The sequence below is a fragment of the Cutibacterium avidum 44067 genome (assembly GCF_000367205.1).
Classification (GTDB): Bacteria; Actinomycetota; Actinomycetes; order Propionibacteriales; family Propionibacteriaceae; genus Cutibacterium; species Cutibacterium avidum.
In genome coordinates this window covers 1-25103 of the sequence record NC_021064.1, presented here as the reverse complement: position 1 = coordinate 25103, position 25103 = coordinate 1, and the positions used below count along the sequence as shown (strand labels likewise).

Sequence of the window (25103 nt, the reverse complement as noted above, 5' to 3'; positions counted from 1 at the left end):
CATCCGTCGGTCCGCTGAAGTTGCCCAGCGGACCGACGGTGTCGTGAGGAACACCATGTTCAGATATATCGTCAGACGCACACTTCAGATGATCCCGGTGCTTATCGGGACGACGTTCATCATCTTCTGTCTGGTCTTCGCCTTGCCGGGCGACCCGACGGCCGGTCGATGTGGTGAACGTCCTTGTCCGCCCGCCTATGTCGCGGCCTTCCGAGCCGAGTACAACCTCGACAAGCCACTCCTCGTCCAGTACGGCCTGTACTTGTCGAAGCTGTTGCACGGCGATCTCGGCGTTGACTATTACGGCAACACCGTCGTCTCCGAGCTCGGTGCTCGCTACCCCGTGACGATCAAGCTGGCTCTCATCGCCGTGCTCATCGAGATCATCGTCGGCATCCTGGCCGGTGTGTGGGCCGGTGTGCGACGCGGCAAGTTCGTCGACTACTTCGTCCTCGTGTCCTCCCTGATCGTCATCTCCATCCCGATCTTCGTCATCGGTTCGCTGGCCCAGCTCATCTTCGGCCTGCGACTCGGGTGGTTCCCGGTGACGGCCGGCGACGGATCGTGGGGTGAACTCATCTTGCCGGGCCTGGTGCTGGGAGCGTTGTCGGTGGCCTATGTGGCGCGTCTGACGAGGTCGAACCTGCTGGAGAATCAGCGAGCCGACTACGTGCGCACCGCGAAGGCCAAGGGCATGTCACCGGGCCGCATCGTCAACGTGCACACCTTGCGCAACTCACTCATCCCCGTCATCACGTTCATCGGATATGACTTCGGCGCCCTCATGGGTGGTGCGATCGTCACCGAGCGGATCTTCAACATCAATGGAATCGGCAACTACGTGTATCGATCGATCAACCAGCGCGACGGCGTCTCGGTGGTCGGGTCGGTGACCTGCCTGGTGTTGGTGTATTTGTTCGCAAACCTCCTCGTCGACCTGCTGTACGGGGTGCTCGACCCGAGGATCAGCCATGACTGAACCACGCACGAACCGTCCCGATTCCCCGCTGGGGGCCGACGGCCCAGAGGCCCTGGCCGAGCCGATTGCCGCCCCCCGCGAGAACGACGTCCTCGGCAACTCCAAGCCACGCTCGGTGTGGAATGACGCCTGGGACTCCCTCAAGAGCAATCCGCTGTTCTGGATCTCGGTGACCCTCATCGTCATCTTCTTGTTGATGGCGGCCGTCCCGGCAATCTTCACCTCGAAGAATCCCACCGACTGCAACTTGTCAGCCGCTCGTCACATCCCCTCCGGTGTGCACTGGTTCGGCACTGACATCCAGGGGTGTGACGTCTACGCCCGGACTGTCTACGGAGCCAGATCGTCGATCCTCGTCGGCGTGCTCGCCACCTTGGGGACGACCCTCCTTGGTGCCTTCATCGGCTTGATCGCCGGATTCCGGGGCGGCTGGCTCGACACTCTGCTGAGCCGGACTGGTGACGTCTTCTACGCCATCCCACTGTTGCTCGGCGGCATCATCATTCTGTACACCTTCCCCAATGAGCCGGGCACTCCGTATCTCGTCATGGTGCTCAAAGTGGTGGGAGCCATCGTGATCCTGGGTTGGCCGTCCTTGGCTCGACTCATGAGGTCGTCGGTCTTGCAGGTTCTGCCCCACGATTACATCCAGGCCGCTCGGGCGTTGGGTGCCTCGTCGTGGCGGATCATCCGTCAGCACATCCTGCCCAATGCCATTGCCCCGGTCATCGTGGTGGCCACCATCAACCTGGGCGCCTACATCGCCATCGAGGCGACGCTGAGCTATCTGGGCATCGGTCTGCAGGAACCGGCCATCTCGTGGGGTGTGTCGATTTCCGACGCCTCGGGTCTGGGCTACGTCCGATCGGCGCCCTTCATGCTGCTGTTCCCGTCGCTGTTCCTGTCTCTGGCGGTGCTGGCATTCATCTTCCTCGGCGAGGCGGCACAGGACGCCTTCGACCCCAAACAGCACTGAGGTTTCGACATGGCACGAAAGACACTCACCAGCGCCCGTCTTCACCTGGAGCCGGTCGACGGGCTGCTTCTCAACGTCGACGACTTACACGTGGAGTTCCGCACCCGAGACGGTGTCGCCAAGGCCATCAACGGCACGAGCTTCACCCTGTCCGAACGGGAAACCCTCGCGATTCTCGGCGAGTCCGGGTCGGGCAAGTCCGTGACGGCCCAGGCGATCATGGGAATCCTCGACTCCCCTCCGGCCAAGATCACCGGCGGAAAGATCGAGTACTGCGGGGTTGACCTGCTGACGATGCCCGAAAAGAAGCGTCGTCAGATCCGCGGCGAGCACATCTCGATGATCTTCCAGGACGCCTTGTCGTCACTGAATCCGGTTTTCCCGGTCGGGTGGCAGATCGCCGAGATGTTCCGTATTCACCGCGGTATGAACCGCTCCGACTCGATGTCCGAGGCCATCCGCCTCATGGAGAGGGTGCACATTCCGGCGGCCAAGGAGCGCGCCGACAACTACCCGCACCAATTCTCCGGCGGTATGCGTCAGCGCATCATGATCGCGATGGCCATCGCGCTCAACCCGTGGGTGCTCATCGCCGATGAACCGACGACTGCCCTCGACGTCACCGTCCAGGCACAAATCATGACCCTGCTCAAGGAGCTCCAGGACGAGTCCGGGATGGGTCTGATCCTCATCACTCACGACCTCGGCGTCGTGGCGGACGTGGCTGACGACATCGCGGTGATGTACTGCGGCCGGTTCGTCGAGCATGCTGACGTCCACCGTCTCTATGACAACCCGGCTCACCCGTACACCGTGGGTTTGCTGGACTCGATTCCGCGTCTGGACCAGAGGGGCAGCGAGTTGTATGCCATCGGCGGCCTGCCGCCATCCCTGACGAATCTGCCGTCGGGGTGTTCCTTCCACCCACGTTGCCGCTGGGCCACCGACGAATGCCGCGCAGGCAGTGCACCGAAGTTCGTCGAGGTCGAGCCCGGACGTTGGGCTGCCTGCCACCACACCGAGGAGGTGCTCCACCGTGACCGCTGAGACGACGACCTCGACCAGCGCAACCGCTGCGACGAGGCCAGAACCCATCCTGTCAGTTCGCGACCTCACCAAGCATTACCCGCTGAAGTCCGGGGTGGTGCGTCACACCGTCGGCCATGTCAAGGCCGTCGACGGCGTGAGTTTCGATCTCTACCCCGGCGAGACCCTCGGTGTTGTCGGGGAGTCCGGCTGCGGAAAGTCCACCCTGGGGCGGCTGTTGGTGGCCCTCGAACCACCGACCTCCGGGACGATCACCTTCGAGGGGCGTGACGTCACCCACCTCAGGGGATCGGAGATGCGCAAGCTGCGCCGTGACATCCAGATCGTCTTCCAGGATCCGTACACCTCGTTGGATCCGCGTATGACGGTCGGAGACATCGTCAGCGAGCCCTTCCGCATCCACCCTGACGCCGTTCCGCGCGGCAAGAGGACCGAGAGGGTCAAGGAACTGCTGGACCTCGTCGGCCTCAACCCCGAGCACATCAACCGCTATCCGCACGAGTTCTCCGGGGGCCAGCGTCAACGCATCGGTATTGCCCGCGGCATCGCGCTGCAGCCCAAGGTACTGGTGTGTGACGAGCCAGTGTCGGCTCTGGACGTCTCGGTGCAGGCCCAGGTCGTCAACCTGTTGCAGAAGCTGCAGCGGGAGTTGGGAATGGCCTACATCTTCATCGCCCACGACCTGTCGGTGGTGCGTCACATCTCCGACCGGGTGGCCGTGATGTACCTCGGGCGGATCATGGAGATGGGTGACGAGGAGCAGATTTACGAGCGCTCCACCCATCCGTATACCCAGGCCTTGCTGTCGGCAGTTCCGGTACCCGACCCGTCCTTGCGCGGGCAGCGGCATCAGATCCTGTTGCACGGAGATGTGCCCTCCCCCGCCAATCCGCCGACCGGCTGCCGCTTCCACACGCGGTGCTGGCGGGCTCAGCCGCTGTGTTCGGAGAAAGAGACCTCCTTGAACATGCACGCCGATGGACAAGGGGAACATGCCTGCCGATGCCATTTCGCGGAGATCTTCGAGAAGGCCTCGGACGACGTCAAACCCGGTGACCTGACCGCCTAGTTGTCCGTTGGCTGGGTCAGCCATCCGGGCTACGACACGCAGTTGCCAAGAACTGCCTGGACGTGGCGATGTCCTCGTCGCCATGGGCTTTTCCTGGCGGCCGGAGGACGCCTGCCGCAGAGACGGGGACGGGTAGCGCGCCGCTATCTGCCAGCTGCGTCTGTTCGGTACAGCTGCGCCGGTTTTATGCAGTTGCGCCACCTCTGGCCAGCTGCGCCGGCATATGCCGCCTGCGCCTCAGCCCGCCGTGGCATCCATGCCGCCAGCCGTCTGCCAGTTGCCCTCCGTCCCCCGCCCCACCCCTACGTCGTCTACCTGCGCCATAAGTGTGCAGTTGCGCCGCGCATACACGGCGCAACTGCACAAAACAGGCGCAACTGGCCTTCAGAGGCCGGGGGAACGACGATGACGGCGCCATTTTCTGGCGCAACTGCACGTACATGTCGCAGCTGGACGGCGGCTTTGGGGCGCAGGTGCTCAGGGATGGCGCAGCTGGGCAGCGGTGGCGCAACTAGCAGCGCCGGCTCCCCCACGACGCCCCACGACGCCCCGCGACACCCCGAGACGCCTCGGAACGCCGAGGATCCCCCACCCCCAAAAATCCAGCGAGTTCTGCCAAGGCCTGGCCTCCGAATCCCAACGGCACCGTCACGACGCCGATTCCTTGACAGAGCTCGTCGACGCCTCCGGATATCACCGCCCGGCTAGGCTGTCTGGGTGCTGACCCTCATCTCTCCCGCCAAGTCTCTGGACCTCGAGAGTCCTGTTCCCAGGAGCCAGTCCACCGAGCCTCGCCTGCTCGACGAGACGGCCAGGCTCGCCGAGATCATGGCCGGCAAATCGGTTGCTGACCTGCGCAAACTCATGGGGGTTTCGGAGGACATCGCCACCCTCAACGTCGAGCGCTACCGCGACTTCCAAACCGGCACCCCCGACACCGCGCGTCCCGCCGGCGTCACCTTCGACGGGGCCGTCTACCGAGGCATGGACCCGCAGTCCTTCGACACCCGCGACTGGACCGAGGCCCAGAAATCACTACGTATCCTGTCCGGTCTCTACGGTGTCCTCCGTCCCCTCGACCGCATCCAGCCCTACCGCCTCGAGATGGGCACCGCCCTGCGTACCCGCCGCGGCAACACCCTGGTGAGCTGGTGGGGAGACCAGATCCGTGATCTCGTCTCCGCCGACCTCCAGGAGTCCCCCGGCCCGAAGGTCATCGTCAATCTGGCCTCGGCCGAGTATTTCCAGGCCGTCGCGGGGATCGACGCGAAGATCATCTCCCCGCGCTTCGAGTCCCGGGACCGTCAAGGACGTTGGAAGGTCATCTCCTTCACCGCCAAGGCGGCCCGCGGCCTCATGGCCGGATGGATGATCCGTAACCGTGTGCGCACGGTCAAGGCACTCACTGATTTCCATGACGGCTGGGAGTACTGCGACGAGGTGTCCTCCTCAGACATCCCCGTCTTCCGCAAGTTCGACTGATCCTGGACCCTGGCAGCCTGATCCACCAACCTGCTGACAACGCGCGGCACCCGCCACCCCAAAGATCACCAGGGTGACGGGTGCCGCGTTCAGGGACCGGACGGATGCCAGGGATCAGGCGGCACATCGATCAGCAACGGCACACTCTTCACTGCCGATCGGGTCCAGGTCGACCTGCGTCATCAGCGAGTCAATGAATCACCCCCAGTTCCAACTCGTTGTTCGTCGTTCATTCCGGGATACGCACTGTGCGCGACCCCGCGGTCTCACTTCTTGCCGTAGCGGCGATTGAACTTCTCGACGCGTCCAGCGGTGTCGACGATCTTGGCCTTGCCCGTGTAGAAGGGGTGGCTGGCCGACGTGATGTCGACGTCGATGACCGGGTAGGTGTTCCCGTCCTCCCACTCAATCTCCTTGGAACTGGTGGCGGTGGACCTCGTCAAAAAGGTCATGTTCGCCGAGATGTCCCTGAAGACCACGGGGTGGTAGTCGGGGTGGATGCCTTGTTTCATCGGTTTCCTTCCGGCCTTGGCGCGTGCCTGTCCAAACGACGAGTTCGCATCTCGTCAGCATCAGTATATGATAATGATTCTCACGTGCAAACCATGACAGGAGATACCCATGTCACGACGCTGCCAGGTCCGCGGCACCAAGCCGGGATTCGGTAACAACGTCTCGCACTCCCAACGCCACACGAAGCGCCGCTGGAATCCGAACATCCAGAAGAAGCGCTACTGGGTGCCGTCGTTGGGTAGGCAAGTCACCCTGACCCTGACCCCGAAGGCGATGAAGGAAATCGATCGCCGTGGCGTCGACGTCGTCATCGCCGAAATGCTCGCTCGAGGAGAGAAGATCTGATGGCCAAGAAGTCCAAGATCGCTGCCCAGAAGAAGCGCGAGAAGTTGGTCGCGCAGTACGCCGAACGGCGCGCCGAGCTCAAGGCCATCATCAAGTCTCCGACCGCCTCATTGGACGAACGCATGGAGGCATCGCGTAAACTGTCTACCCTGCCGCGCGATTCATCCCCCGTGCGGCTGCGTAACCGTGACCAAGTCGACGGACGTCCTCGTGGCTATGTCGGCAAGGCCGGTGTGTCCCGTATCCGTTTCCGTGAGATGGCCCACCGCGGCGAACTCCCCGGAATCACGAAGTCAAGCTGGTGAGACCATGGCAGTACCGAAGCGTAAGAAGTCCCGTTCGACCACGCGTCATAGGCGGGCCCAGTGGAAGACCACGCCAACACAGTTGGTTGAGATCCGCGTTGAGGGCAAGGTCCTGCGGGTCCCTCGAAATCTGGTCAAGGCCTACCACTCTGGGTTGATCGACGCCGAGGACTGAATCCTCGCAGCCTGAGCGGTCCAGCGTGGCCCTCGGGTCAGTTGATCACTCGGGAAGCGTTGATCCCGTAGGGTTGTCGTCATGAGCAAGCCCGAAGTGACCCTGCCCGATTCTGCCCCCGACGACCTCACCATCGAGGACATCACGGTGGGCGACGGCCCCGAGGCCTCCGCCGGAAACCTCGTCGAGGTGCATTACGTCGGAGTGGCCCTGAGCAATGGTCGCGAGTTCGATTCCTCGTGGAACCGCGGAGAACCGCTGACCTTCCAGTTGGGAGCCGGCCAGGTGATCCCCGGATGGGATGAAGGCGTTCAGGGCATGAGGGTCGGTGGACGACGCAAGCTCGTCATTCCCCACCACCTCGCCTACGGTCCGCAGGGTATTCCCGGCGTGATCGCTGGCGGTGAGACGCTGGTCTTCGTCTGCGACCTCGTCAACGTCATCTGACGGCGTCATTCGACAGCGCCATCTGACGTGACCCCGGATCAAGCAGTCGCTCGTGCCCGGGCCCTCGTAGGGTCCGGGCATCGTTGCGTGCTCGGACTCTGTGGTGAACCGGGCGCTGGCAAGACGACCCTGTCCCACCTTCTGGGCGAAGAATTGGGCGAGACATGCGCCGTCGTCCCCATGGACGGGTTCCACCTCGCCCAAGCCGAGATCGAACGACTCGGCCGCGCCGACCGCAAGGGAGCTCCCGACACCTTCGACGGGTGGGGATTCCTGTCTTTGGTGCGTCGCTTGGCCACCGCCGACGAACCGGTGGTCTACGCACCGATGTACCAACACGGGTTCGGCGAACCCATCGCCGGAGAGATCCCAGTGGCACGGGAGGTGCCGCTCGTCATCATCGAGGGGAACTACCTCCTCCTCGACGAGGAGCCGTGGTCCCTGCTGGCGCCGATGTTCACCCAGACCTGGTACGTCGACGTCGATCCTCAACTACGGATGGAACGACTCGTCCGACGACACGTCGCCGCAGGAAAACCCCCGGAATACGCCCTGACGTGGGCCAATGGCCCCGACGAACGCAATGCTGCGCTCATCCGTACGACGAGGACCCGTGCCGATGATGTCGTCCTGATGAACTGACGACGACGTCTCACCCTGCGCACCACCCGTGGTGATACCGTCGGTATGTCTCCTTGGCGAGACGGCCCACGGCGATCACACCGACGCGATTCGCCCCAGCCCTGGCAATTGCGCGTGCTCCCTCGCAGGCGTCATCGCGCCATGGCGACACCACATCCGCATGAGTACGCATCTGGGAGCACCACCGATGTACGACAACAGCAGCGCTGCCGCAGCCATGACGATCAAGCTCGACGCCGAGTTCCCACCCGACCCGGTCTTCCATCCCGGCATACGACGAGCACCCTCACGTGGATTCCACCTCACCCCTGATCAGACCAAGATCGCGCTGCGCAATGCCCTGCGTTACCTTCCCCCGGAACTGCACGAGAAGGCCGCACCAGAATTCCTCGAGGAACTTCGCACCTTCGGCCGCATCTACGCCTACCGCTGGCGTCCGGCTGGTCACCTCAAGGGCCGTCCGATCGACGAGTACGAGGGCCGCTGCACCGAGGGCAAGGCCTTCCAAGTGCAGATCGACAACAACCTCGACTTCGACGTCGCCCTCTACCCCTACGAGCTCGTCACCTATGGCGAAACCGGCAGCGTCTGCCAGAACTGGCTGCAGTACCGACTCATCAAGAAATACCTCGCCCAGCTCACCGAGGACACCACCTTGGTCGTCATGAGCGGCCACCCGCTTGGACTGTTTCCCTCCCGCCCGGAGTCACCCCGCGTCATCATCACCAATTCCCTCATGGTCGGCCACTTCGACAACCAGAGGGACTGGGAGATCTGTGAAGAGATGGGAGTCGCCAACTACGGCCAGATGACTGCCGGCGGCTGGATGTACATCGGCCCGCAGGGCATCGTCCACGGCACCTTCAACACCATCCTCAACGCCGGGCGCATCCGTCTCGGGATCCCCGCTGACGGTGACCTCTCAGGAGTGCTCTTCGTGTCGTCGGGACTGGGCGGAATGTCCGGGGCCCAACCCAAGGCTGCCGAGATCGCCCACGCCGTCGGAATCATCGCCGAAGTCGACATGTCGCGCATCCAGACCCGTCTCGACCAGGGCTGGGTGGGTCACGTCTCCGAGGATCTCGACGAGGTGTTCGCCCTGGCCAAGGAGCACATCGACGAGCGCACCCCGATCTCGATCGCCTACCACGGCAACATCGTCGATCTGCTTCAGTACGCCGTTGACAACGACATCGACATCCCGCTGCTGTCCGACCAGACCTCCTGCCATGCCGCCTATGACGGCGGCTACTGCCCGCAGGGCCTGACCTTCGAGGAGCGCACCGAGCTGCTGGCCCGTGACCGTGACGAGTACGCCCGCCGCGTCGACAAGACCCTGCGCAAGCATTTCGAACTCATCCGCACCCTCACCGAGCGTGGCACCTACTTCTTCGACTACGGCAATGCCTTCATGGCGACCGTCTTCGAGTCCGGGGTGACCGAGATCGCCAAGGACGGGGACTCCCGAAATGGGTTCATCTGGCCCTCCTACGTCGAGGACATCATGGGACCCGAGCTCTTCGACTACGGTTACGGCCCCTTCCGCTGGGTCTGTCTTTCCGGCAAGCACGAGGACCTCATCGCCACCGACCATGCCGCCATGGACTGCATCGACCCGAATCGCCGCGGCCAGGATCGCGACAACTACATCTGGATCCGGGACGCCGAGGCCAACGACCTCGTCGTCGGCACCCAGGCGCGCATCCTCTACCAGGACGCCAAGGGCCGTAGGGACATCGCGTTGCGATTCAACGAGATGGTGCGCAACGGCGAGATCGGACCGGTCATGCTCGGGCGGGATCACCATGACGTCTCGGGCACCGACTCCCCCTTCCGCGAGACCGCGAACATCAAGGACGGGTCCAACGTCATGGCGGACATGGCCACCCAGTGCTTCGCTGGCAATGCCGCTCGCGGCATGAGCCTGGTGACCTTGCACAACGGCGGAGGAACCGGCATCGGCAATGCCATCAACGGCGGGTTCGGGCTGGTCCTGGATGGTTCCGAGCGGGTCGACGCCGTCATCCGCAGTTCCTTGCTGTGGGACGTCATGTGCGGTGTGGCCCGACGCGGCTGGGCCCGCAACGACCACTCCATCGAGACGGCCACCGAGTTCAACCAGGAACACGACGACGCCCAGATCACCCTGCCCTACCTGGTCGATGACGCCCTCATCGACGGATTGGTGAAGTGATGACGACCTGGACAGCGGCAGCCCTGCTCGACGAGATCGCCGGGATCGGACGCAACGAAGACGGGTCCTACTCGCGGTTCTGCTTTCGCCCTGACGAGGTGGCCTTGCGGGAATGGTTCGTCGCGAAGGCCACCGAGTTGGCTCTGACGATCGTCACGGACATGAATGCCAACATCTGGGCTTGGTGGGGAACGCCGGGCCCGGAGGCCGTCCTGACGGGGTCCCACCTGGACTCAGTTCCTGGCGGCGGCGCCTATGACGGGCCGCTCGGCGTCGTCTCCCCCCTCGTGGCCGTGGCGAAGATGAAGGAAGCCGGGGTCGAGCCGTCGAAACCCTTTGCCGTCGTCGCCATGGCTGACGAGGAGGGCGCACGATTCGGCATGCCCTGTCTGGGGTCACGCTTGGCCTCGGGCAAGCTCAGCAAGGACGACGCCCGCAGGCTCGTCGCCCGGGACGGACAGAGTCTGCCGGACGCCTGGCGGGAGGCCGGCCTGGATCCTGATCTCATCGAGCCTGACGATGTCCTGCTCGATGCCTCCTGCTTCATCGAGTTGCACGTCGAGCAAGGGCGCGGGCTGGCTGACCTCGGCCACCCGGTCGCGATTGCCACGGCGGTGCGACCGCACGGTCGCTGGCGTGCCGAATTCACCGGGCAGGGGAACCATGCCGGGACCACCCTCATCCCCGATCGCCACGACCCCGTCATCCCAGTGGCCGAAACCATTCTGGCGTCCCGCGAGGCCGCTGAGCGGGAGGGCTGCGTGACGACGGTTGGGCGGATCAACGTCGAGCCAGGCGGGACGAATGTCATCGCCTCGACCACGACGATGTGGCTGGATTGCCGAGCCGAGGACCCCGACACCGTCACCAAGGTCGTCGAGGAGGTTCAGAGGACCTCGGAACAGGCTGCCGACAAGCAGGGATGCCAGGTCGTCTGGGCCCGCGAGTCGTGGACCGACCGCACCGCCTTCGACGACGACCTGCGTCGTCGGATGCTGCAGGTCCTCGGTGAGGAGACCCCGCAACTGTCGACGGGAGCGGGTCACGACGCTGCCACCTTGGCCGCGACGATGCCCACCGGAATGCTCTTCGTCCGTAATCCCACCGGGGCCTCCCATTGCCCGGCCGAATCAGCCAGTGACGAGGACTGCGAGGCCGGTGCCGAGGCTCTGCGGGCCGTGTTGGAGGAGCTGGTCAAGTGAGTGAGTGGTTCTTCCCGAAGGCCCTCGTCGAGGGGCGGGTTGCGCACAATGTGCGCGTTTCGAGTGATGCCGGCGTCATCACCGAAGTCACGGTTGACGCCCAGCAAGATCGCCACAGCTTCAGCGGCGTCGCTGTCCCGGGATTCGCCAATACGCACTCCCACGTCTTCCACCGCGGGCTGCGAGGAGCCGGGGAGGGGGAGGACTTCTGGTCCTGGCGGACCGAGATGTACCGGCTGGCCAACCGCCTCGACCCGGACTCCTACCACCGCCTGGCACGAGCGGCCTTCGCCGAGATGGTGGCTGCCGGGTACACCAGCGTGGGCGAGTTCCACTACGTCCACCACCGGCCCGACGGCACTCCCTACCCGCACCACGACATGGAATTGGCCCTGGTCAACGCCGCCATCGACGTGGGTATCCGGATCACCCTGCTCGACACCTGCTACCTGCACGCCGGACCGGGAGCTCCACTCGGTGAGGACCAGACGAGGTTTGGTGACAGCAGCGTCGAGGGATGGTTGGATCGCTGGCATGCTCTCACTGATGCCCTGCCGGATTCCCCCTTGGTGACGCCGGGAGCGGCCCTGCACTCGGTGCGAGCCGTCAGCCCTGACGAGATGGCCACAGCTGTCTCGGGCTTGCCGGACCGCACCCCGATCCACGTCCATGTCTCCGAGCAGCCCCGTGAGAACGAGGAGTGTCTGGCCGCCCACGGGCTGACGCCCACCGCCGTCCTGGAACGTGCCGGAGTGCTCTCCGATCGCACCACCGTCGTCCATGCCACGCACCTGAGCGACGACGACATCGCCATGATTGCTCGCACGGACACCATCGTCTCGCTGTGCCCGACCACCGAGGCCGATCTGGGTGACGGCATCGCGCCGGTCAAGGATCTGCTCGACGCCGAGGTGCGTCTGACGATCGGCACCGACGAGGACGTCGTCACCGACCCCTTCGCCGAGTTGCGCCTGCTCGAGTCCACCGCTCGGCTGGCCACCGGGACCCGAGGGGTCGTCGGCTGCGACTCCCTGTGGAAGGTCGGTTTTCGATACGGGGTGGAGAGCCTGCGCCCGACAGCGGGACCACGCCCGCACCGGGTTTCCACACCCGCTTCCGACCTCGCCGGGCTGAGCGTGGGTGATCCTGCTGACGTCGTCGTCGTCGATCCGTCGTCGGCTCGCTTGGCCGGGGTGGACCCGACACGCTGGCCGCTGGCGGCAACCGCCGAGGACGTCACCGCCACCATCATCGCGGGTGAGTGGATCCGACGCGACGACGCCACCGCCGAGGATCTGCGCCATGTGCTGGACGAGCTGAGAGGTCGTGACTCGTGAGCGTCGTCATCAACAACATCGGTCTGCTGGTCACCAACGATCCATCCGTCAGCGGTGATGGCCTCGGACAGATCCGTGACGCAGCCGTCGTCATCGACGGAGATCGAATCGTCTGGGTGGGGCGCTGTGCCGAGGCTCCCGCAGCCGATTACCAGGCCGACATGACGGGAGCCTGCATCATCCCCGGTTTCGTCGATTCCCACAGCCATCCGGTCTTCGCGGGGGATCGTAGTGACGAGTTCGACGCGCGGATGAACGGTCAGAAATACGAGGCCGGCGGGATCCTGCGCACCGTTCGACGCACCCGGGAGGCGTCCGTCGGGCTGCTCGATGCTGTCATGACCGGGATCCTCGACGAAATGGCGCTCGGTGGAACGACGACTGTTGAGGCTAAGACGGGGTACGGGCTCGACGTCGAGACGGAGGTCAAGCTGGCGCGAGTGGCCAGTTCTCACACCGACGAGGTGAGCTTCCTGGGCGCCCACGTCGTCGGGCCCGAGTACGAGCCGGACGAGTACGTCCGTCTGGTGTGCGGGGAGATGCTGCAAGCCGTACGTCCCTATGTGTGCTGGATTGACGCCTTCTGCGAGACCGGCGCCTTCGACCCCGACCAAACCATGGAGATCCTGCGCGCAGGCAAGGATGCCGGGTTGGGGCTTCGTCTCCATGCCGCTCAGTTGGGGCCCTCCGAGGTCATTCCGCAGGCCTGCGAGCTGGGTCTGGCTTCAGTAGACCACTGCACGTTTTTGAGCGATGAGGACATCGACGCCATGAAGGCCACCGACACTGTGGCTACCCTGCTCCCGGCCGCCGAGTTCAGCACCAAACAGCCCTACCCCGATGCCAGACGACTTCTCGACGCCGGGGTGACGGTGGCGCTGGCCACCGACTGCAATCCGGGCACCGCCTTCACCTCATCCATGCCGTTCTGCCTTGCCATCGCGGTGCGGGAGATGGGCATGACGCCGGAGCAAGCCCTCTGGTCGGCGACGGCAGGAGGCGCAGCAGCCCTTCACCGTGACGACGTCGGCGTCATCAAGCCGGGAGCCCGTGCGGATCTGGTGGGTTTGGCGGCCCCGTCGTGGCTGCACCTCATGTACCGCCCAGGAGTCCCTCTCATCGACAAGGTCTGCCGGGCCGGACGACTGCTCACGTTGACCCAACCACGGCTGCGACTCGACGGCTGACCGGCACGACCACCGTCACTCCTGACCCCATTCGTGCTCGACACGGGGTCAACCATGGTGACGGCCCAGAAGACATCCCCGAATACACGCGATCGCCACGACACCGTGGCACTCACGACAAGGAAGGACGACCATGAATCCAGCCACCATTGACGTCGGTGCCCCACTCACTCCCCACGACATCATCGCCATCGCCCGGTCAGGGGCCCAGGTGACGGTCGGAGACGACGCGATGGAGCGGGTGAAGCGAGCCTCCGACCTCGTTGAGAGTCTGGCCGACGACCCTGCCCCTCATTACGGGATCTCCACGGGCTTCGGCGCGCTAGCCTCTACCCGAGTACCCCGTGACCATCGCGTGGCCCTGCAACACTCCCTTATCCGTTCCCACGCCGCCTCGACCGGGCCACGGGTGGAGACCGAAGTCATCCGCGCCATGATGACTCTGCGTCTCAAGACCATGGCATCTGGCCACACCGGAGTGCGCCCGGAGGTCGTCACTGCCTACGCTGACCTGCTCAACTCCGGGCTGGTGCCGATCGTCGGGGAATACGGGTCCCTTGGGTGTTCGGGCGACCTCGCCCCGCTGGCCCACTGTGCCCTCGTCCTCACCGGGGAAGGGACTGTCCTGACCCCCGACGGTGGTGAGGTCGACGCCGCCACCGGTCTTGCCCAGGCCGGGCTGACCCCGATCGCGCTGCGTGAGAAGGAGGGGCTGGCCCTCATCAACGGGACCGACGGTATGCTCGGCCAGCTGATCATGGCCCTCGCCGACCTCGACGTCCTCGTCCCGACGGCTGACCTGGCCACCGCCATGACCGTCCAGGCTCTCTGCGGCATCGACCGAGTTTTCGCCCCCGATCTGCAGAGCTTGCGTCCCCACCCCGGACAGGGGGTTTCAGCTGCCAACATCCTCGCCCTGCTGGAGGGGTCCGACCTCATCCAGGCCGGTCGGGAGGGTGCCGTCAAGCGCGTCCAGGATGCCTATTCGCTGCGGTGCGCCCCGCAGGTTCACGGAGCCGTGCGCGACACCATGGCCCACGCCCTTCAGGTGGCGACGGTCGAGTTGGCCTCGGCCGTCGACAACCCGGTCATCACTGACGACATGCGCGTGGAGTCCAACGGTAACTTCCACGGTGCACCGGTGGCATATGTGCTCGATTTCCTGGCAATTGCCGCAGCCGACCTCGCGTCGATGAGCGAGCGCCGCACTGACCGCATGCTCGATCCGGCACGCAACCGCGACCTTCATCCCTTCCTAGCCGAGGATCCCGGTGTCGACTCCGGTCACATGATTGCTCAATACACCCAGGCCGGCATCGTCTCGGAGATGAAGCGGCTGGCCGTCCCGGCGTCGGTGGACTCCATCCCGACGTCGGCCATGCAGGAAGACCACGTCTCGATGGGATGGTCGGCCGCCCGCAAGCTGCGCCGCGGGATTGACGGCCTGGGAGCCGTCATTGGCATCGAGATCCTGACCGCCGCCAAGGCTATTCAGATGCGGGGTGTGGAGCCGTCGAAGCCGGTAGCCGACGTCATTGCTCGGATGCGTCAGACGATCCCTGGCCCCGGACCGGACCGCTTCCTCTCCCCCGAAATCGACGAGGCCCATCGCTTGGTGGCTTCTGGTGAGCTCCTCGAGGTCGTGCGACAGAAGGTGGAGATGGGCTGACTTTTCCCGCGTTTGTGGCCCCGGTAGCGTGAGATGTGCTCTGCCCATGCAGAGGTGAGCCATTGTTCGGTTACGTGACGTCCCTACCGGGGGCATCTTCCCCGCCGCTGCGGGGGTTGACATCGACATGGTTGAAGTGGCTGAAATCTAATTCCTAACTTGTTAGGTTAGGTTCTCGTATGTTAGGTTCATTTTTGCTGATACTATGCATGCCAACACCAAACGCGAGGAAGCGACAATGCTCAACACGTGGTCTCCCCCAGCACGGTCCTGCTGGGGGAAGACGAACGAGGAAGCCGACTGGCTCCCCGTCGTCCAACATCTGGAGGACGCCGCCGGCGTCATGGCCGAGGTGTGGAGACTCCAACCGAGATCCATCAGATCACTGCTGTCGGACAGTCTTGGCGGCGCGGAAGCCGCCCAGGCGTTCGAATGCTTCCTGGCGGGCGTACACGACGTCGGCAAGATCAGCGCCGACTTCGCACACATGGCACGATTTCCCCGCCGCAACGGGACGTCGACGAGCTACCTGTGCGACCGGATGGAACATCAGGGATTCGTCATACCGACGCCCGAGCGCCCGATTCCTCACGGCACGGTGGGCCAGATCCACATCGAGTCCTGGTTGCTCGACCGCTACCGCCACCAGTCACCACGGGCGCGTCGGTGCGCCCGCAACATTGCATCCATCATCGGGGGCCATCACGGGACGAACCCGACGGAGGGCGACATCGAGGAGTTGAGAAGTGGATTGGCCAGGGAGGACGACCTCTGGAGGACCACCCGCGACGAGGTCATCGACACCATGGCCGCACACACGGGAGCCGATCAGTTTCTTGGCGACTGGATGAGCTCTCCCATCCCGATCGAGGTGCAGGTTCTCTCCGAGGGCCTCGTCATCATGGCCGACTGGATCGCCAGCTCGGAATCCCTCTTCCCCTACGACCTCACCGATCCGACGCCGGACCGCGTCCGCAGAGCCATCGCTCGACTCCGTCTGCCTCGGCCCTGGCGGCCAGATACCGGCCCGGACACTGCCGACGACCTCTTCGCGAGGAGCTTTCCCGCACTGGCCCATGGCTCCCCCAATGCCATGCAGCGCGCGGCCGTGGAGGCAGCGGCGAGCATGACCAGCCCCGGGTTGCTCGTCATCGAGGCCCCCATGGGTCAGGGCAAGACCGAGGCCGCGCTCATGTGCGCCCAGGTGCTGGCCCGCAGGTTCGGGCAGGGCGGCATCTTCTTCGGACTACCCACGATGGCGACGTCCAACCCCATGTTCGGACGCGTGCGCGAGTGGCTCGACGCCGTCCCGGCCACCAACCCATCGAGCATCACACTGGCCCACTCGAAGGCCGGGCTCAACGAGGACTACCAGCAGCTCATGCCCTGGAATGCGTCGATGGCTGTCTATGACGAGGGCACCTCACAGCGCGAAGCCTCGGCGATCGTCCACGAGTGGTTCCTCGGCCGAAAACGCGCGATCCTGGCCGATCACGTCATCGGCACCATCGACCAGGCGTTGTTCGCCGGACTCAAGGCCAAGCACGTCGTCCTGCGCCACCTCGGTCTGGCGAGCAAGGTCGTCATCATCGACGAGGTCCACGCCGCTGACGTCTACATGCGCGAGTACCTCAAAGTCGTCCTCGAGTGGCTCGGCGCCTACCGCACGCCCGTCATCCTCATGTCCGCGACCCTACCGCCCGCCCAGCGCGAGGAACTTGCTCTGGCCTACGCCAGAGGACGCCATGGAAAGCGTGCCACCATGGCGCTGCCCACCTCGGACGAGTACCCGCTCATGACCTGCGTCACCGACGACGTCATCCAACGCGGCACATCGGTCACGGCCCCGGCGCGCGGCATCACCATCGAGACGATGACCGACTCCCTTGACGATCTCGCGGCTCGGCTCAAGGAGCAGATGTCCGAGGGCGGTTGTGTCGGGGTCATCCGCGACACCGTCGCACGGGCCCAGGAGACCTTCGACGTACTCCGGCAGCGTCTCGACTGCGAGGTCGTCCTCGTCCATTCCAGGTTCGTCGCGCCACAGCGTGCCCGTCGGGAGTCCGACCTCGTCAGGCGTCTTGGACGCTCTGGCCAGGCCCGTCCTCATCGCATCGTCGTCGTCGGCACCCAGGTGCTCGAGCAGTCCCTCGACGTCGACTTCGATCTGCTCGTCAGCGACATCGCGCCCATGGACCTCCTCCTCCAGCGCATCGGCCGGTTGCATCGACACGACCGCGAGCGTCCGCCCCGACTTCGTGACGCCGTCTGTCTGGTCACCGGAGTCGACAGCTGGGACGACGACGGTCCGAGGTTCGGCCGTGGGATCGACCTTGTCTACGAACCGGACGCCCTCATGCGCACCGCGGCCATCCTCGAGGATCTGCCGTCCGGTGAGATCTCGATCCCGCAGGACATCCCTCGACTCGTCCGACAGGCCTATCAGGAGCCCTTCCCCTGGCCCCACGCCTGGACGGACAGGGGAGAAAAAGCCGCACTCGGTGCCAGGTCGAATCGTCAGTTGGCAGCGACTCGCGCCATGGCCTTCCGTCTGACCGATCCATTCGGCGCATCGAGCCTCATGAAAGGGCTCACCGACATGGCTTCCTCCGATCCCGAGAACACCCGCGGCCACGCGTCGGTGCGCGACTCCGAGGATTCCATCGAGGTCATTGTCGTCCAACAATCCGACTCCGGACATCGGCTGCTCGACGACATCGGGGAATACTCCGGAACAGAGCTGCCGCTGTTCGGTGCCCCTGACGGCGATCTGGCCCGGGCCGTCGCATCGTGCACCGTCACCCTTCCCCGATCACTGTCGAACCCTTGGGACATCGACAGGACCATCGCCGAGCTGGAGGCCGCGCCGATCGACCTCAGCTCATGGCAGACATCCCCGTGGCTTCGGGGACAACTCGTCCTCGTCCTCGATGCCCATGGCAATTCCACATTGTTGGGACATCCACTCCACTACGATCACGATCAGGGGCTCATCGTCGAGCCCCTTCCCCAGAACGGAGCACCGGTATGACGAGCGCCTTCAACCTCATCGACGAGCCATGGATCGCGGTGCGACGTCCGGACAACGTCGTCATCGAGGTGTCGATCCACGACGCCTTCCATCAAGCGAGCAGTCTTCGCGGCTTGGCCGGGGAGATCCCCACCCAGGAGGCCGCCGTCCTGCGCCTCCTCCTCGCCATCGCCATCCGGGCCACCGCCGAGTACCGCAGTGACGACGAAAAGGTGGACGACTGGGCGCAGTGGTGGGAGTCCGGACTACCGCTGCAGCAGATTGACGACTACCTGGGCCGCTGTCACGATCGATTCAACCTCTTTGACGACAAAGCTCCGTTCATGCAAGTCGCCGGTCTGCACACCAGCAAAGGAGGGTATTCAGGCCTGATCAAGATCATCAGCGAAGTCCCCCCGAACGATAAGTTCTTCACGACAAGGGACGGGGCTGGTATTGCGTCATTGAGTTACGCGGAGGCCGCCCGGTGGCTCGTCCACGCCCAGGCCTTCGACATCTCGGGCATCAAATCCGGGGCCGTCGGCGATCCGCGTGTCAACGGTGGCAAGGGGTACCCCATCGGGACGGGCATCAGTGGTCCCATGGGTATCGTCGTCATCGAAGGCACCAGTCTGGCCGAGACGATCCTGCTCAATCTCTTCCTCGAGGACGATCCGCAGACCGATGTCCCGGTCTGGGAGCGTCCACCGCAGACGGCAGCCCCCGACGCCGAGCACCCGGTGCCCACCGGCTGCGCCGATCTCTTCACCTGGCAGAGCCGCCGGGTGCGTCTCATCGCCGAGGCGGACCACGTCGTCGACGTCCTGCTGTGCAACGGCGACAAGGTCGAATGGAAGTACTTGCTGCACAAGGACCCGTCGACCGCGTGGCGCTTCAGCGCACCCCAGACGAAGGCGGCCGGGGAGATCGTCTACATGCCCCGCAGCCACGACTCCTCCAGGGCCATGTGGCGAGGACTGGAGCCTTTACTGGCCCGCGAACCATCACCCGAAGACAGGCGCAGGAAGAAGGCCGGAGAGCCCGACAGGGCGTGGCTACGGCCGGAGATTCTCGAGCAACTCGCAACCCTCACCAGCGATGGCGCCCTGCCTGACGATCATCTCATTCGCATGCGGACCATCGGCATGGAATATGGATCGCAAAGCGCAGTGGTGTCGACGACGATCGACGACTCCCTGCCGACGTCCTTGGCAGTCATCGCCAACGAGCAACTGGGACGGCTCGCCGTCGATTGCGCGCACACCGCCGAGTCCCTGGTGTTCGCCTTGCAGAACCTCGCTTCCGATCTGGCTGCCGCGACCGGCGATGAGTCGGAGGGGGTCCGCCCCCGAGCCGCCGAAGCCGGTTTCTCCGCCCTCGATCCCGCCTACCGAGAGTGGTTCAGTCGCCTCACGAGTACCACCGACGTCGATGCCGCAACTCTGGCATGGCGCCGCACGGCTCGGCGGATCATGTGCGAGGTCGGCCTCCAGCTCTGCCGCGACGCCGGGCCGGCAGCCCTCACCGGACGCATGGTCCCGGTGCCCAACACCGAGCGACACGACCTCATGGACCTCGCCCGCGCCTGGCAGCGATTCCTCTCCCGGATGCGCGCCAGCGCCCCCCTACCTGACGATCCTCAACGCGACACCAAGTCATCCTCGAAGGAGCAGTGATGCCAGAACCATGGAATGACGTCAGCGCGGCGACGCTTGGCGCCGTCAACCACCTGCAGCGGGGCTATCTCGCCACACCGCGCGATCCGTGGGCGGTACGGACTCTGGCAGCCCTGCGCCATGCCGATGCGACCCGCCCGGGAACCGACCCGAATCTCTGGGAGGTGACCCTGGGCCACCTTCCGGACGATCTGGTGGGCCACGGGGCATCGCCGGCGACGTACGCCGAACGAGCCGTCCACGCCGCCGTCGTCCTCTACGCCATCCATCAGCAGTCCCGGCCCGGGCCGATGCACGCCACCGGCATCGGATTGGGCCAGGCGGCTCGGATGCTCTCGGCGCGACGCTCGACGAGCACCGAGTGGGACCCCGGCACGGTCTCCCGGTTCCAGCACCTGTGCCGCGCCCAGCAGTGGGCCATCCGCCTCGAAAACCTCCGAGGGCTCGTCACTCTCATGCGATCCGAGGACGTCCCGCTCGACTACGGCCGACTCGCCGCCGACCTGTGGCGATTGCAGACCTCGGCATCCGACCGCGTCCTCCTGTCCTGGGGACGCCAGCTCCACCACCTCCCATCCGACGCCCCAACCACCACCACCGATAGCACAGACCAAGGAGAATCCCGATGAGTTCGTACTACGTCGACATCCACGTCCTTCAGAGCGTCCCGCCGTCCAACGTCAACCGAGACGACACCGGGTCGCCGAAATCAGCTCTGTACGGCGGGGTCCGTCGGGCGCGGGTCAGCTCACAGGCATGGAAGAAGGCCGTGCGAACGTCCTTCAAGGACTTCCTGCCCGCTTCCCAGACCGGCGCGCGGACACTGCGCGCCGTCGAACTGCTCATGAACCGCCTCACCGCCGATCCCTACCGACTGGCGCAGGAGGATGCTCGACAGAAGGCCCTCGCGGTCGTCAAGGCGCTCGGTCTCAAGGCCGACAAACCTCGAGTGAAGGAAGGCTCGGGCCCCGAGGGCGTCGAGCGCACCCAGTACCTCGTCTTCTACTCCAACCAGCAGCTCGATCGCCTGGCGCAGCTCGCGGCGACCTCGGAGGGCAAGATCTCCAGTTCCGACGCCAAGAAGGCCGCCGATTCCGATCATGGGATCGAGGTCGCGTTGTTCGGTCGCATGGTCGCCGATTCCAGGGGCCTCAACGTCGACTCGGCCGTGCAGGTCGCCCACGCGCTGAGCACCCATGCCGTCGAGATCGAGTCCGATTACTTCACCGCCGTCGACGACTACAAGCTCGATGAGGACGACGCCGGAGCCGGCATGATCGGAACCGTCGAGTTCACCTCCGAGACCCTCTACCGGTTCGCCACGGTGGCTGTTTCGACCCTCGAGGACAACCTGGGAGACGTTGATCTCACCGCCGACGCCGCCGCCGCGTTCGTCCGTGGGTTCGTCGTGTCGATGCCCACCGGCAAGCAGAACACCTTCGCCAACAACACCCTGCCCGACGCCGTCGTCGTCCAGATCCGCAAGGGCAGGTCGGCCAGCTTCGTCGGCGCGTTCGAGGACGCCATCACCTCGACCACAGGTGGTTTCGTCGAGGCATCGTGCAAGGCGCTGGCCAGCTATGCGCACGACTGCGAGGAGGCCTTCCTCGGGGCACCAGTGGCCTCCTTCGTCACCCAGGTCGGCACGCGTACCGAGGCCGTCAGCGACATGGGCACTGCCATGCCCATCGACGAGCTCGTCTCATCGGTGCGAGACCAGGTCGCCACCGTCCTGCGAGCGCAATCGTGACCGTCCTGCTGTTGCGGCTCGCCGGACCCTTGCAGTCCTGGGGAGACTCGAGCCGATTCACGACTCGTGCGACGCGCCGCGAACCGACGAAATCCGGTGTCATCGGGCTGCTGGCGGCGGCGCAGGGGCGACGTCGTACCGATAGCATCGAGGACCTTCTCACGCTTCGGTTCGGCGTACGCACCGACCAGTCCGGCTCGGTCGTCCGTGACTTCCAGACGGCCATGGACTGGGCGCACCCCAAGAAGGACGGCAGCATCCACGCGATGCCTCTGTCGAACCGCTACTACCTGGCCGACGCCGTCTTCGTCGCCGCAGTCGAAGGAGATCGGTCGTTGCTCGAGGCACTCGACGAGGCCATTGGAGAACCGGCGTTCCCCCTGTACCTAGGCCGCCGCGCATGTCCCACGGAGGGACAGGTGTCCTTGGGCATCCATGACGACGAGATGCTGGCTGCCTTGGAGACCGAACCGTGGCATGCCAAGCCCTGGCATCGACGTCGCCTGGGCCGCTCGGTGTACCTGCCCATCTCCTACGACGCCGCCCCCGGCCAGCTCGGCGACACCGTCCGAGACCTTCCGCTGAGCTTCAACCCGGAGCGGCGCGAGTACGGGTGGCGCGACGTCGCCTCGACGGCTGTTGTCGTCGACAACCCCGACGGCAACGACGAGCCCGACTGGTTCGCGGGCCTGGAAGGAGCGTGATGTTTCTCACCCAGTTCGACGTCAACGTCGCCCGCCGCGACGCCGTGCGTCTGTTGGCATCTCCGGAGCGACTCCACGCCGCGGTGCTGAGCTCGTTTCCCCCTGGTCAGTCCGCTTCCGATGACGGCCGAACCCTGTGGCGACTGGATCGCGGGCCGACTCCCCATGAGGCGAAACTCATGATCGTCAGCCCGCTGAGACCTGACCTCACCGTGCTCAACGAGCAGGCTGGATGGTCGACGGGGGTCTCGGGTCGGTCGGCTGACTACGACCCCTTCCTGCAGGGCCTCCGATCCGGCTCAACCTGGCGATTCAGGTGCGCTGTCAACCCGACGACCGCAGTGCGCAGGACGGCCGGGTCACGCGGCCAGCGAGTTGCCGAGGTGACGGCCGAGCAGCAACTGGCCTGGTTCCTCGGCCGTGCCGAACGCCACGGACTGTCCGTGCCCGTCACACCCGACGGGACACCGTCCGCGCGCGTGACCCGTCGGGAGGTCCTGAGATTCCGTCGTCGGGGGTCCATGGTGACACTGGCGGTGACACAGGTGGACGGCGTCATCCATGTGGCTGACGCCGATGCCGCCCGTGTGGCACTGACCTGCGGGATTGGTCCGGCCAAGGGATACGGCTGTGGCCTCATGACTCTGGCACCGGTCGTGAGTTGAGCGATGGGCAAATCGATCCCGGGCGCGAGACCTGCCGAGGTCCAGGAGTTGGCGCGCGCCCAGGATCGGCTCAGCTTCATCTACATGGAGCATTGCATCGTCAACCGCGACTCGAATGCCATCACGGCGTCGAATCAGCAGGGCACCGTGCATGTTCCGGCGTCCATGATCGGAGCGCTGTTGTTGGGCCCGGGAACGAACGTCACCCACCAGGCGATGGTGCTGCTGGCCGAGTCCGGCGCGACGACGCTATGGGTGGGCGAACACGGTGTGCGGTATTACGCCCATGGCCGACCACTGGCCCGGACGACCCGACTGCTCGACCTGCAGGCCGAAGCCGTCACCGACCACACGAAGCGGCTGGCGGTCGCTCGGCGCATGTACGAGATGCGGTTTCCCGACGACGTCGCGACGGGCCTGACCCTGCAACAACTGCGCGGACATGAAGGGGCCCGAGTTCGGCAGGCGTATCGGGACACGGCCGTCAGGTTCGGCGTCGCCTGGGACAAGCGCAGCTACAAAGTCGAGGACTTCGAGTCGTCCGACCCGACGAACCAGGCGCTCACTGCCGCGACGACCTGCCTCTACGGAGTCGTGCACTCCGTCATCGCGGCACTCGGGCTGTCGGCCGGATTGGGATTCGTGCACACGGGCAAGGACCGATCCTTCGTCTACGACGTCGCAGATCTGTACAAGACGTCGCTGGCGGTACCAGTCGCGTTCGAATGTGCAGCGAACGGGGACGTTGACGACATCCCTGGCGCGACACGACGAGCCATGCGCGACGCCATTCATGAGTCGACATTGCTGAGCACGTGTGTGAAGGACATCCACACACTTCTCGACGCCCCCGGAGATCCCGATGACGGATACGGGTGGGATGTTGTCGACCTGTGGGACGACCGCACTGGCACGGTCGCCGGCGGAAGATCGTGGGCATAGCCATGGTCGTGCTCGTCCTCACCGCCTGTCCCGCGGGACTGCGTGGCCACCTCACGAGGTGGTTGCTCGAGATCAGCCCTGGGGTGTTCGTCGGGCATCTGCCTGCACGGATCAGGGATGCCCTGTGGAGCCGAGTCGTTGAAATGTGCCACGACGGGCGGGCGATCCTCGTGTACTCGATGCGCGGCGAGCAGCATTTCGAGTTCCGCGTGCATCGACATGACTGGGACGTCGTCGACTTCGACGGGCTGAAACTCATGCAGAGGCCAAACAATAGGGCACACAACTCGACACTGCGGCCGGGATGGAGCTCGGCTGCGCGGCGACGTAGGACGGCCAAGCGCTAGATCGAGTACACTTGTATCTGGGCAAAGCTCCTGCATCAACCGTAGTCGGTTGGTGTCTTCCCCGCCTACGCGGGGGTGAGCCGAGTGGAAGCCACGGATGGAATCGCACCCGAAGGTCTTCCCCGCCTACGCGGGGGTGAGCCTTATCATAGCACGGGGACCCCTATTCCCCATATGTCTTCCCCGCCTACGCGGGGGTGAGCCGGCTAACGAAAATTATTCTCTAGCCATTCGTAAGTCTTCCCCGCCTACGCGGGGGTGAGCCTTCGGCTAGAGGATTCTCCCACATCGAATCGGTGTCTTCCCCGCCTACGCGGGGGTGAGCCTTATCCTTCCACGTGACCTGAATCCACCCACGCCGTCTTCCCCGCCTACGCGGGGGTGAGCCGATGGTCGGGCTTAGCCAAAACAAGCTGTTCGAGTCTTCCCCGCCTACGCGG

General features: G+C 64.9%; 24 protein-coding genes and 1 CRISPR repeat array. Of the genes, 23 read left to right on the top strand and 1 reads right to left on the bottom strand.

What is annotated here, in order from left to right:
• Positions 1–55 precede the first annotated feature (55 nt).
• The 5 genes from PALO_RS00120 to PALO_RS00100 all read left to right on the top strand — a co-directional run bounded on the left by PALO_RS00120 (position 56) and on the right by PALO_RS00100 (position 5553).
• Positions 56–979, top strand: a complete 924-nt coding sequence (locus PALO_RS00120; RefSeq protein ID WP_015581951.1) for an ABC transporter permease — start codon at positions 56–58, stop codon at positions 977–979.
• Positions 972–1955, top strand: coding sequence for an ABC transporter permease (locus tag PALO_RS00115; RefSeq protein WP_015581950.1), 984 nt, complete (start codon positions 972–974; stop codon positions 1953–1955). Before PALO_RS00120 ends, PALO_RS00115 begins: the two co-directional genes overlap by 8 nt.
• A gap of 45 nt (positions 1956–2000) precedes the next feature.
• Entirely contained in the window at positions 2001–3002 is a 1002-nt protein-coding gene (locus PALO_RS00110) for an ABC transporter ATP-binding protein (RefSeq protein WP_051048722.1), read from the top strand.
• On the top strand, positions 2992–4071 hold the full coding sequence (locus PALO_RS00105) for an ABC transporter ATP-binding protein (protein ID WP_015581948.1): 1080 nt from the start codon (positions 2992–2994) through the stop codon (positions 4069–4071). Before PALO_RS00110 ends, PALO_RS00105 begins: the two co-directional genes overlap by 11 nt.
• Positions 4072–4788: 717 nt before the next feature.
• Positions 4789–5553 (top strand): YaaA family protein, encoded by a 765-nt coding sequence (locus tag PALO_RS00100; RefSeq protein WP_015581947.1) that lies wholly within the window; start codon positions 4789–4791, stop codon positions 5551–5553.
• A 266-nt stretch (positions 5554–5819) separates the two neighbouring features.
• On the opposite strand, the gene PALO_RS00095 is transcribed toward PALO_RS00100, so the two are convergent.
• On the bottom strand, positions 5820–6065 hold the full coding sequence (locus PALO_RS00095) for a type B 50S ribosomal protein L31 (protein ID WP_004809653.1): 246 nt from the start codon (positions 6063–6065) through the stop codon (positions 5820–5822).
• A 109-nt stretch (positions 6066–6174) separates the two neighbouring features.
• Here PALO_RS00095 and rpmB point away from each other — a divergent pair, with 109 nt between their 5' ends.
• The 18 genes from rpmB (at position 6175) to cas2e (ending at position 24663) form a co-directional block, all read left to right on the top strand.
• Positions 6175–6411 carry a 50S ribosomal protein L28 gene (gene rpmB, locus PALO_RS00090; RefSeq protein WP_004809654.1) on the top strand — a complete coding sequence of 79 codons (237 nt, stop codon included), beginning with the start codon at positions 6175–6177 and terminating at the stop codon, positions 6409–6411.
• Positions 6411–6716 (top strand): 30S ribosomal protein S14, encoded by a 306-nt coding sequence (rpsN, locus tag PALO_RS00085; RefSeq protein WP_015581946.1) that lies wholly within the window; start codon positions 6411–6413, stop codon positions 6714–6716. The genes rpmB and rpsN overlap by 1 nt, the downstream gene beginning before the upstream one ends.
• 4 nt (positions 6717–6720) lie before the next feature.
• Positions 6721–6891 (top strand): 50S ribosomal protein L32, encoded by a 171-nt coding sequence (gene rpmF / locus PALO_RS00080; RefSeq protein ID WP_004809656.1) that lies wholly within the window; start codon positions 6721–6723, stop codon positions 6889–6891.
• Positions 6892–6972: 81 nt separating this feature from the next.
• Positions 6973–7338, top strand: a complete 366-nt coding sequence (locus PALO_RS00075; RefSeq protein ID WP_023032039.1) for an FKBP-type peptidyl-prolyl cis-trans isomerase — start codon at positions 6973–6975, stop codon at positions 7336–7338.
• A 27-nt stretch (positions 7339–7365) separates the two neighbouring features.
• On the top strand, positions 7366–7980 hold the full coding sequence (locus tag PALO_RS00070) for a nucleoside/nucleotide kinase family protein (RefSeq protein ID WP_023032040.1): 615 nt from the start codon (positions 7366–7368) through the stop codon (positions 7978–7980).
• A 187-nt stretch (positions 7981–8167) separates the two neighbouring features.
• On the top strand, positions 8168–10174 hold the full coding sequence (locus PALO_RS00065; RefSeq protein ID WP_023033215.1) for a urocanate hydratase: 2007 nt from the start codon (positions 8168–8170) through the stop codon (positions 10172–10174).
• Positions 10174–11376, top strand: coding sequence for an allantoate amidohydrolase (locus PALO_RS00060; RefSeq protein WP_015581943.1), 1203 nt, complete (start codon positions 10174–10176; stop codon positions 11374–11376). Before PALO_RS00065 ends, PALO_RS00060 begins: the two co-directional genes overlap by 1 nt.
• Positions 11373–12713 (top strand): formimidoylglutamate deiminase, encoded by a 1341-nt coding sequence (locus tag PALO_RS00055; RefSeq protein ID WP_015581942.1) that lies wholly within the window; start codon positions 11373–11375, stop codon positions 12711–12713. The genes PALO_RS00060 and PALO_RS00055 overlap by 4 nt, the downstream gene beginning before the upstream one ends.
• A complete protein-coding gene (hutI, locus tag PALO_RS00050; RefSeq protein ID WP_015581941.1) occupies positions 12710–13900 on the top strand; it encodes an imidazolonepropionase in 1191 nt (396 codons plus the stop codon). Before PALO_RS00055 ends, hutI begins: the two co-directional genes overlap by 4 nt.
• 133 nt (positions 13901–14033) lie before the next feature.
• Positions 14034–15569 (top strand): histidine ammonia-lyase, encoded by a 1536-nt coding sequence (gene hutH / locus PALO_RS00045; protein ID WP_004809663.1) that lies wholly within the window; start codon positions 14034–14036, stop codon positions 15567–15569.
• Positions 15570–15807: 238 nt separating this feature from the next.
• On the top strand, positions 15808–18600 hold the full coding sequence (locus PALO_RS00040; RefSeq protein WP_015581940.1) for a CRISPR-associated helicase/endonuclease Cas3: 2793 nt from the start codon (positions 15808–15810) through the stop codon (positions 18598–18600).
• Positions 18597–20255 (top strand): type I-E CRISPR-associated protein Cse1/CasA, encoded by a 1659-nt coding sequence (casA, locus tag PALO_RS00035; RefSeq protein WP_015581939.1) that lies wholly within the window; start codon positions 18597–18599, stop codon positions 20253–20255. The genes PALO_RS00040 and casA overlap by 4 nt, the downstream gene beginning before the upstream one ends.
• The gene (casB, locus tag PALO_RS00030; protein ID WP_015581938.1) at positions 20255–20884 is read left to right on the top strand and encodes a type I-E CRISPR-associated protein Cse2/CasB; all 630 of its coding nucleotides are present in this window, start codon (positions 20255–20257) and stop codon (positions 20882–20884) included. The genes casA and casB overlap by 1 nt, the downstream gene beginning before the upstream one ends.
• A complete protein-coding gene (gene cas7e, locus PALO_RS00025) occupies positions 20881–22005 on the top strand; it encodes a type I-E CRISPR-associated protein Cas7/Cse4/CasC (RefSeq protein WP_015581937.1) in 1125 nt (374 codons plus the stop codon). Before casB ends, cas7e begins: the two co-directional genes overlap by 4 nt.
• Positions 22002–22709 carry a type I-E CRISPR-associated protein Cas5/CasD gene (gene cas5e, locus PALO_RS00020; RefSeq protein ID WP_015581936.1) on the top strand — a complete coding sequence of 236 codons (708 nt, stop codon included), beginning with the start codon at positions 22002–22004 and terminating at the stop codon, positions 22707–22709. The genes cas7e and cas5e overlap by 4 nt, the downstream gene beginning before the upstream one ends.
• Positions 22709–23374: a type I-E CRISPR-associated protein Cas6/Cse3/CasE gene (gene cas6e / locus PALO_RS00015; RefSeq protein WP_015581935.1), complete on the top strand. Its 666-nt coding sequence runs from the start codon at positions 22709–22711 to the stop codon at positions 23372–23374. The genes cas5e and cas6e overlap by 1 nt, the downstream gene beginning before the upstream one ends.
• Positions 23375–23377: 3 nt before the next feature.
• Positions 23378–24316, top strand: a complete 939-nt coding sequence (gene cas1e / locus PALO_RS00010; protein ID WP_004809670.1) for a type I-E CRISPR-associated endonuclease Cas1e — start codon at positions 23378–23380, stop codon at positions 24314–24316.
• Between the two features lie 2 nt (positions 24317–24318).
• A complete protein-coding gene (gene cas2e, locus PALO_RS00005; RefSeq protein WP_036902094.1) occupies positions 24319–24663 on the top strand; it encodes a type I-E CRISPR-associated endoribonuclease Cas2e in 345 nt (114 codons plus the stop codon).
• Positions 24664–24717: 54 nt separating this feature from the next.
• Positions 24718–25051: direct repeats of the CRISPR family, unit length 28 nt; unit sequence GTCTTCCCCGCCTACGCGGGGGTGAGCC.
• Positions 25052–25103 lie beyond the last annotated feature (52 nt).